Here is an 8597-nt window from a genome sequence, read left to right as displayed (position 1 = left end):
AAACAAACAGAATGCTATCGCTGCATAGTTGAACAGTGATGTTCAGCAGTGTTCAGCGTAAATGTATCAGTTATGGGGATGTCCCAGCTCACCGCAGCAGAGCTGCCCCCCAGCCAAATAGCCCATCCACCAACAGGGTATTCAGCACTGCTCCCGCAAATGCCCAATGGTGCAAGCGGCGGGATCCCTGGACTCTCCACAATCCAACACCCAGCAACAGAAGGCCCAAGCCGATGCCCCAACCCAGGCCCCAGGGGGTAGCCATTTTGTCGAGGGCCGCCCTAAAAGGGACAACCGCCTGCTCCAACCGGTCAAACTGCATCGCCTGCCGCCACTCAGGCAGCAGCCCCACCGAGTGAATGTAGAGATCTGTAACCGCCGTACCCCACAGGGAGCCGAGATAAAACCAGGTACCGATGCGGGCAAACCGTCGCCGTGTCCCCCACCAGACAATCGGGATCCCCAAGGCTTCCATGGGCATGTGCCAAAGAGGCTCAAAGCGCAGCCATCCCCAATACAGGGATCCTGCCAGCCAAGTCAGGGTAAAGCCGTACAGCAAATCTCCCCACAGGCGGGTACGGGGCTGGGAGTAGAGATGCAAGCTAAGGCCCAGCCAGCCCAAAGACATCACCAAGCTGACCCAAGGGGCATACCGCACCAGGGGCGCTTGCACAAAAACGGGCAGACTCACGAGCAGAGCTGCCACTCCCCCAATGGCATGGTGGGATCGAAAACGCCTTTGAGCCGAGAGAGGGCGGGGATCCAGCCCGGCCAAACGCTCAGAGGACAGCAGAGGCTCATCTTGGAGAGGGGGTAAAAAAGGTGTAGAAGACAAAATGCAATATTAAAAACCTTTACATCAGTTAACATAGCACCTTCTTTGCCCTTCCCTCTTCTCCCCAGCAGGAGCGGGGAAGCCTTGGGGGCCTGGCATTCTCTCTCCAGAGATGTCAGGGTGGGAAGGAGGTGCTGGCCGGAGGAAACTGTATGGACTTGTTGTTGGCAGGAGACATCGGGGGCACCAAAACCAGCCTCAGCCTTGTCAATGCCGAGGATCCCGAGCACAGCCTTTACCACTGCCGCTATGCCAGCCAAGATTACGCCAACCTCGCCCCAATGGTGGGAGAGTTTCTGGCCCAGGCTCGGCGGGAGCTGGGGCGAGATCCACAGCCTGCTGCCGCCTGTTTTGCAGTGGCCGGCCCCGTCATGGAAACAAGGGGCTCAGGGTCTGAGGGACAGACTGCCAAAGTGACCAACTTGCCCTGGGATCTGCAGTCGAGCCAATTGGCCGCAGAGCTGGGGATCCCGCGCGTAGCCTTGATCAACGACTTCAGCGCTGTGGGGTATGGCGTGCTTGCCCTCGGCGACCAGGATCTGGACACCTTGCAAGTGGGTGAGCGTCAACCGCGGGCTCCGATTGGCGTGATGGGAGCAGGCACGGGTTTGGGGCAGGCTTACCTTACCTGGGGAGAAGGGGGTTACCAAGTTCATGCCAGCGAGGGCGGTCACGTGGACTTTTCCCCGCGCACCCCTCTGGAGTGGGAGCTCTTGAGGTATTTGCAAAAACGGCACGGACGTGTCTCCACCGAGCGGGTGGTCTCGGGGCAGGGGATCGTTGCCATTTATCAATTTTTGCGGGATAGCCAGTGGGGCTCAGGAGAAGAACAGCTGCTGGCCCAAATTGAGTCTTGGGAAAAGGGAGCTAAGCATATTGACCCGGCAGCCCAAATTGCCAATGCTGCCATGGAAGCACGGGATCCTCTGGCGGTGGAGTGTCTGCGGCTTTTCATCAGCCTGTACGGGGCTGCAGTCGGGAACTTTGCCCTACACCTGTTGCCGCGCGGGGGCCTGTTCATCGCCGGGGGGATCGCGCCCAAGCTCTTGCGCCTGTTGCACGAAGGGGAGTTTTTGTCCTCGTTTTTGGACAAAGGGCGGATGCGTCCTCTCCTGGAGCAACTGTCGGTGCAGGTGGTGGTGAACGCGCAGGTGGGGCTGAGGGGAGCTGCTCGCTACGCCGCCAACCTTTTGTGAAGGAGCAGCCGCTGCTACTGAGGTTGCCGCCCCGGCCCAGCAGGCGATCGCAGCAATCCCAATGGGTGCTGGAAAATCTCGCCCAGCCGTCCTTTGCCCCAGACTCCATCTTGAGCCAGCAGATGGGGCAAGATGGGATTGCGCCTTTGCTTGGCTGGCCCCATACCGGAAAGCACTCCGCCTGGGGCTGCGCTATCCAACCGACAATGATTGCCACCACGCAGAGGGACTTCATAGAAACTTCATGGTTGATCCGATGAATCCAATCTTTTGGGCTTTGGGCATAGCTGTGCTGCTGGCTGTGGGCTTGGCAGCCTATCTGTTGACCGCTCGCAAATACGAGTCTCCCGCTTCCGTGGCCAAGTCTTACGACGAGTGGACTCGGGATGGGATTCTAGAGTTTTACTGGGGCGAACACATTCACCTGGGCCACTACGGCTCTCCTCCCCAACGAAAAAATTTTCTGCAGGCCAAGCACGACTTTGTCCACGAGATGGTGCGCTGGGGGGGGTTGGATCGGCTGCCTGCAGGGACAACCGTGTTGGATGTGGGCTGCGGCATTGGTGGGAGCTGCCGCATCTTGGCCCGTGACTACGGCTTTGTCGTTACCGGCATCACCATCAGCCCTCAGCAGGTGAAGCGGGCCCAGGAGCTCACCCCCCCTGATCTGCCTGTCCAGTTTCAGGTGGCAGATGCCCTCGACCTGCCCTTCCCCGATGCCAGCTTCGATGTGGTGTGGTCCATTGAGGCAGGGCCTCACATGCCGGACAAGGCCCGCTATGCCCAAGAGATGCTGCGGGTGTTGAAGCCAGGGGGAATCCTGGTGGTGGCGGACTGGAACCAGCGGGACGACCGGCAAAAGCCCCTGAACTTTTGGGAGCGGCTGGTGATGCGGCAACTGTTGGATCAATGGTCACACCCTTCCTTCTCCAGCATCGAAGGCTTTGCCGAGCAGTTGGAGGCTACTGGCCTGGTAGCAGGACGAGTGGAAACCGCCGACTGGACTCAGGAGACCCTTCCCTCTTGGCTGGATTCCATCTGGCAGGGCATTGTCCGTCCCGAAGGGTTGCTGAAGTTTGGCTTGGTGGGCCTGATTAAGTCGCTACGGGAGGTGCCCACTTTCTTGCTCATGCGCCTGGCCTTCGGCACCGGCCTCTGCCGCTTTGGCATGTTCCGGGCCGTGCGAGCCGCCACGTCGGCAGACTCCACCCGCACAGAAGTGGTTGCCCACAGCAGCCAATAGGAGAATAGCCAATAGGAGAATAAGAGAGATGACAACTCTTGCTCCCACTCCGGATACTTTGGCAGCCCTCTACGACGTGATTATCGTCGGCGGAGGCATCGCGGGCTTAACCCTAGCTTGTGCCCTGCGGGGATCCGGCCTGCGGTTGGCCCTCATTGAGGCCCAGTCGGCTGAGGCAGTCAAACAGCGCCCCCTGGCCTATGCCCTTTCGCCGCTGTCAATCCGCATCTTTCGGGCCGTCGGGGTGTGGGAGGCGCTGGCTCCCCACATTACGCCCTTTGCTCAGGTGATTTTAACCGACGCCAACGCTCCCCAGCGGGTGACGTTTAGACCGGAGGATGTGGGGGAAGCGGCAGTTTTCTACTGTGGCGAGCATGCCTGGCTGCAGCAGGCGCTCCAGGAGCAGGTGGCTGCCGATCCCAAAATTAGCTGCTACTACGAAGCCAAGGTGGAGAGCGTAACCTATGGGAAGGCTGCAGCCGAGGTAGAGCTGGAAACGGCCCAGGGGCGTCGCCAACTGCGGGCCTCCCTGGTGGTCGCCGCCGACGGCCTGCGCTCCCAGGTGCGGCAGTGGGCAGGGATCCCTAGCGACGGCTGGGACTATTGGCAGTCCTGCATCACCGCCTTGGTGGCCCCTTCCCAAGACCACCAAAACATTGCCTACGAGCGCTTCTGGCCTGCCGGCCCCTTCGCCATCTTGCCCCTGCCCGGCAACCGCTGTCAGGTGGTCTGGATCATGCCCCACGAGCAGGCCAAAGCCACCCTGGCCCTTCCTCAGGCCGACTTCTTGGCCGAGATGCAGCGCTACTACGGCGGTCAGAGCGGCCAGCTCACTTTGCTGAACCGGCCCCAGGTTTTCCCGGCTCGCCTACGGCAAAGCCGCCGCTACTATCAGCATCGTCTTGCCTTGGTGGGAGATGCCGCCCACCACTGCCATCCGGTGGCTGGCCAAGGGCTCAACCTCGGCATCCGCGACGCCGCTGCCCTGGCCCAGGTGCTCCTAGACGCCTGGGGACGGCATGAGGATCTGGGAGATGTCAAAGTCCTGCGCCGCTACGGTCGCCGTCGCCGCTGGGAAAACTGGGTGGTGCTGCTCTTCACGGATCTGCTCACCCGCACTTTCTCCAACTCCTACTGGCCCGTAGTGGTTATGCGGCGGTGGATCCTGAGAGGGATGATGGCCTTCCCCCCCCTGCGGTGCTTGCTGCTGTGCTTGATGACGGGACTTTGGGGGAGCTCTCCCTACAGTCCCAGCTCCTCCTTGGCCTTCTGAGCGGCCAGGAGCACCTCCGCATCTTCGGCCTGCGACCAGTCGGGGTCGGCGATCTCGGCGTAGAACCTTTGGTCGTAGGAGCGGGTTTGCACCACCACCGGCATGGGCACGGCATGGCCTAGAATTAGGGCTTGCTGTTTGGAGTCCAACTTGGCCAGCACCGTTTTCAAGTTCTGGCTGCCCGCCACCCCTGTGAACACCGCCTCGATATCTTGGTCGTCGTTGAGGAGTGCCGTGATGCGAGTGCCCAACTGCGACATCACCTCGCTGTCGATGCTGGAAGGGCGTTGATCCACCACCAGCAGCGTGACAAAGTACTTGCGCATCTCGCGGGCAATGGTGCCGAAAATGGTCTGCTTGGCTGCCCGCGGATTCAAAAAGCGATGGGCCTCCTCGATGGTGATGCATAGTTGACGGGGCCGGTCGAGGGGATTTTTGGATTGCAAGTACCGCTCCGTCTGATGTACGTAGGCCTGGTGAATGCGGCGGGTGATGACGTTGGCCGCCAACATGTAGGAGAGCAGGTTGGACTGGGATCCAAACTCGATAACCACGTGAATGCCGCGGCTGAGGGCATCCAAAATCTGGCCGATGTAGTTGTGGGGCAGGGTGCTGCGGATGTACTTGAGGTTGTCAAGGCGGGTGAGCTTGCGCTGCAGGGCCATCATCGAGGCTTTGTTGCCCATTCTCTGTTCGCAAAACTCTTGAATCTCGGTGTTGGAAAGGCTCAAGAGGCGGCTGATCCAGTCGCGGCCAAACTCGTTGCGCAGGATAATGGCGTTTTCCAGGCTGGCTTCCGATAGGTTCAGCTCCTCTGCCAACAGGGCCAGATCCTCCACCTCGATCTGGTTGTAGGCGATGAAGAGCTCCTGCGCATCCCGCACCCCTCGCCGCCGGGTGGAATCGGGATCCAGGGTATAGATCTGTACCTGACCGGGAAAGAGCTGCCGCAAGCCCTTGACGGTGCTGGCGTGTTTGTCTTCGCTGGCCGCCTCCCAGCCGTACTCGGAGTGCATGTCAAAGATCAAGTTCACCGCTGCCCGTTTGCGGATGATGCCGGCCAGGATCAGGCGGGCCAGAAAGGACTTTCCGGTGCCCGATTTGCCGAAAATGCCGTTGCTGCGCTCCACCCAGCGATCCAAGTCCAAACAGATGGGCACAGCCATGTCGAGGGGCTGGCCGATAGCAAAGTTGCGCCGCTCTGGGTCATCTTCCCAGCCGAAGACGGTGCGAAAGTCCAGTTCCCGTGCCTCATACACCTGTGAAAAATGGGCGGGCACCGTTTTCACGGGCAGCAGCTCCATCGCGTAAGCGGGACGGAGTTCTCGGCTGGGGGTGGTGGAAGCCGTTTGAGTCTCTGCCAAGTCAGGATGGATCGGAGGATACTCCCCCTCCATCTCCCGCGGCACCAACATCAGCATCGGGGTGAGGGCAATGATGCCGTAGGTGCCGGTACCGGCCAGCACTTCCCGCAGCAGGGTCTCTTCAGGACGGGGGGGGTTGACCAGGATCTGGGGGTTGCTGGTTTCTAGGGTAACGTCGGTGAGCAGGCCGAAGAAGCGGTTGCGCTGCCCCTGGATCACCACGAATTTGCCCACCCGCAAGTCTTCTACCGAGACGCCGGGATTGAGGCGAGCCTCCAGTCCCCGACTCAGGGATCCCTGAATCACGGTGGCCAAGGGTTGAGGAGGGGTCATGGCGTTGGGGCTTGAGTTCCAGATGCCTTGTCAGTTGCCCATCTGTAAGCGGGCGCTGGTGCGAGGGGCGCCATCCTGCACAATCCAGGTGCGAACGATCTCCACTTCTTCAGGTGTCCAAAAACCCAGACGGGATAGGGGCAGCCCACGGGCTTGAATGTAGGCAATCTCAGGGGATCCGCCGCGAGCTTGGGGGCGGTTGGGGTTATTGGCGTTGAGGATGTAGGCGTGGCGGCTCGTCCACCGGGGATTGATCAACTCGCTATTGGGATCCCCGGGCCTGACATAGGCCATCGTGGCCTCATAACTGTCCAGCAACTGGGTGCGCTGCCGTCCTGCCGGCTGATGGCAACCCACACAACTGGCTTCTAGCAGCGGTTTGACATCCCGTTCGTAGGTAAATTGCGGTTCGGTGCGAAAACTCAGCTGAATGGCCTGCTCGAGGGGCAGCCCCTCTTGGGGAGAAAGCGTGAGGGTGTAACGGGTGCTAAAGCGCAAGGGATCCCGAGGCTTAAGCAACAACTCGTCTCCCTGCACATCAAAAATAACCGCTGCCGGCGGATCCAACTGAACCGCCAGACGTTGTAGATTGGGATCCAGTGGCCGATTGAATTGCAGCCGAATGACTCCATCCACAAAAACATCCTGCTGTTCGGGAGTAGGCTGGGAAGACACCCACTCCAAAAATGCCTGACTTTGAGAAGCATTCGACTGAGGCCAAACTTGCCGATGAGACTCGATGACAAAGAACGCTGCTGCCAACAACAACAGCCCCGCCCAAGTTCGCCACCGCCGCCAATGGCGAAAGACATTTTGTACGGTCGGAGTGTTCATTGCCGCAGACCCAATTTAACTGTTGTCAGAATAGCGAACTTACCCACACTTCAGCCATTGATGAGGTACAAACTGCCAGGGATCCCCAGCGGATCATGAGGATCCCTTGTTCTGAAAAGTAGAAAGACAATGAGCACCGGAGCGAAGGGAAGAGGTCGCTGCTCCCAAGCCCCTAGAGGCCGAAAGGAATACCAAAGGCTTTACCCAAGCTGAGATGAACTCACCAGCAGGGAAAAGCATCCAGGGAGACAGCAAATCAGTTGACCCGCTCCAGCTTGATGTTATGGTGGCCCAGCTTGATCTCGAACTCATCTCCGGGCTTGAGGCCCATCTTCTTGGTGTAGGCAGCTCCGATCAGGAGGTTGCCATTCTTATGAACCGAAACCCGGAAGGTAGGAGCGCGGCCACGGGATCCATTTTCGTCACTAGCGCCGAGATCCACGCCAACGGCCTTCAACAGGGCGTTGTTAAACTGCATCAGATTCACTCGCTCCTGACCATTCTTGGTGTAGGTGACATAACCACAGGCGCGAGCTTTTTCCTTGCGATCCGCATTTCCCATTGAAGTTACCTTGTCGAGGAGCTCTTGGCCAGTGAGTGGTTTTGGTTTACTGGTTGTAGCCATATCGAGATGGTTTTAGGGACAACTGTTAGTGTAGCCAGAAACAAACAGGGATTGCAACAGAGTTTGATCCAATTCCTTCTTATTACAGGGAATAAGTCAGCGACCGCAATGGGATCTGAGGGGTGGTTGCGCAAAACAGCAGTGGGGAATTCCCTCTGAAGGCCAGAACCTGTGGGGGAGACTTTGGCTGAAATTGGGTAATGACAGATCCTCAGGCCCTATTCTCGACAGGGTCAAAAGTATCTTTGGGCGAGGGATCCCCGCTTCGCCGCCGGAATTGAGCAAAAGCAGGGAAACTGGAAACAAGGCTGTTTGCGTGTCACTCAATATGGATCCCTTTTGGTCGGGGCGGCGTCTCCTCATTGGGGTGAGCGGGGGGATTGCTGCTTACAAAACGGCAGCTTTGGTGTCTGCTCTGGTGCAGCAGGGAGCAGAGCTCAAGGTGGTTTTGACAAAAGCTGCGGGACATTTTATTTCTCCTTTGACTTTTGCCACCTTGTCCCGCCAGCCGGCTTTTACGGATGCCGCCTTTTGGCAGGCAACACGAGGACGACCGCTGCACATCGAGTTGGGGGAATGGGCGGAGGCTCTCCTCATTGCGCCCTTGTCGGCCAACACCTTGGGCAAGTTGGCTCATGGGCTGGCGGATAATTTGCTCACCAATGTGATCCTGGCTTCCCAGTGTCCGGTGGCGGTGGCACCGGCTATGAATACGCAGATGTGGAAGGCAGAGAAGGTAGCCGAGAATTGGCAGCGGCTGCAGCAGGATCCCCGTTTTTGGGCCTTACCGACGGCCAGTGGCCGCCTGGCCTGTGATGCGGTGGGGGAAGGGCGCATGTTGGAGCCGGAGGCGCTGCAGGAGTATGTGCGGGCTTTGCTCTGGACAGGGGGGAA

9 protein-coding genes are annotated in these 8597 nt (G+C 59.2%); 4 read left to right on the top strand and 5 right to left on the bottom strand.

All coding sequences use genetic code 11. From position 1 onward, the window contains the following. Positions 1-88 precede the first annotated feature (88 nt). Positions 89-835 (bottom strand): DUF3120 domain-containing protein, encoded by a 747-nt coding sequence (locus NW837_RS01785; protein WP_414329009.1) that lies wholly within the window; start codon positions 833-835, stop codon positions 89-91. A 152-nt stretch (positions 836-987) separates the two neighbouring features. Here NW837_RS01785 and NW837_RS01780 point away from each other — a divergent pair, with 152 nt between their 5' ends. Then, positions 988-2031, top strand: a complete 1044-nt coding sequence (locus NW837_RS01780; protein ID WP_414329008.1) for a glucokinase — start codon at positions 988-990, stop codon at positions 2029-2031. Positions 2032-2045: 14 nt separating this feature from the next. On the opposite strand, the gene NW837_RS01775 is transcribed toward NW837_RS01780, so the two are convergent. Beyond that, positions 2046-2195, bottom strand: coding sequence for a hypothetical protein (locus NW837_RS01775; protein ID WP_414329007.1), 150 nt, complete (start codon positions 2193-2195; stop codon positions 2046-2048). A 92-nt stretch (positions 2196-2287) separates the two neighbouring features. On the opposite strand from NW837_RS01775, the gene NW837_RS01770 reads away from it, so the two are divergent. Next, positions 2288-3274, top strand: coding sequence for a methyltransferase domain-containing protein (locus tag NW837_RS01770; protein ID WP_041436329.1), 987 nt, complete (start codon positions 2288-2290; stop codon positions 3272-3274). A gap of 28 nt (positions 3275-3302) precedes the next feature. Further along, positions 3303-4547, top strand: a complete 1245-nt coding sequence (locus NW837_RS01765) for an FAD-dependent hydroxylase (RefSeq protein ID WP_414329006.1) — start codon at positions 3303-3305, stop codon at positions 4545-4547. On the opposite strand, the gene NW837_RS01760 is transcribed toward NW837_RS01765, so the two are convergent. From NW837_RS01760 to NW837_RS01750, 3 genes are all read right to left on the bottom strand, one after another. Next, positions 4517-6244, bottom strand: a complete 1728-nt coding sequence (locus NW837_RS01760; protein ID WP_414329005.1) for a helicase HerA domain-containing protein — start codon at positions 6242-6244, stop codon at positions 4517-4519. The two genes, NW837_RS01765 and NW837_RS01760, sit on opposite strands and share 31 nt — an antisense overlap. 30 nt (positions 6245-6274) lie before the next feature. Continuing rightward, positions 6275-7078: an Ig-like domain-containing protein gene (locus tag NW837_RS01755; RefSeq protein WP_414329004.1), complete on the bottom strand. Its 804-nt coding sequence runs from the start codon at positions 7076-7078 to the stop codon at positions 6275-6277. A gap of 256 nt (positions 7079-7334) precedes the next feature. After that, positions 7335-7703, bottom strand: coding sequence for an AbrB family transcriptional regulator (locus NW837_RS01750; protein WP_011432615.1), 369 nt, complete (start codon positions 7701-7703; stop codon positions 7335-7337). Positions 7704-8019: 316 nt separating this feature from the next. On the opposite strand from NW837_RS01750, the gene NW837_RS01745 reads away from it, so the two are divergent. Further along, positions 8020-8597 (top strand): flavoprotein (locus NW837_RS01745; protein WP_414329003.1); only part of this gene is annotated, 578 nt, incomplete at its 3' end.

The sequence above is a fragment of the Synechococcus sp. R6-10 genome (assembly GCF_047461815.1).
Taxonomy (GTDB): Bacteria; Cyanobacteriota; Cyanobacteriia; order Thermostichales; family Thermostichaceae; genus Thermostichus.
Note: the sequence above shows the minus strand (reverse complement) of the source record. Positions and strands in the feature narration are given on the sequence as shown.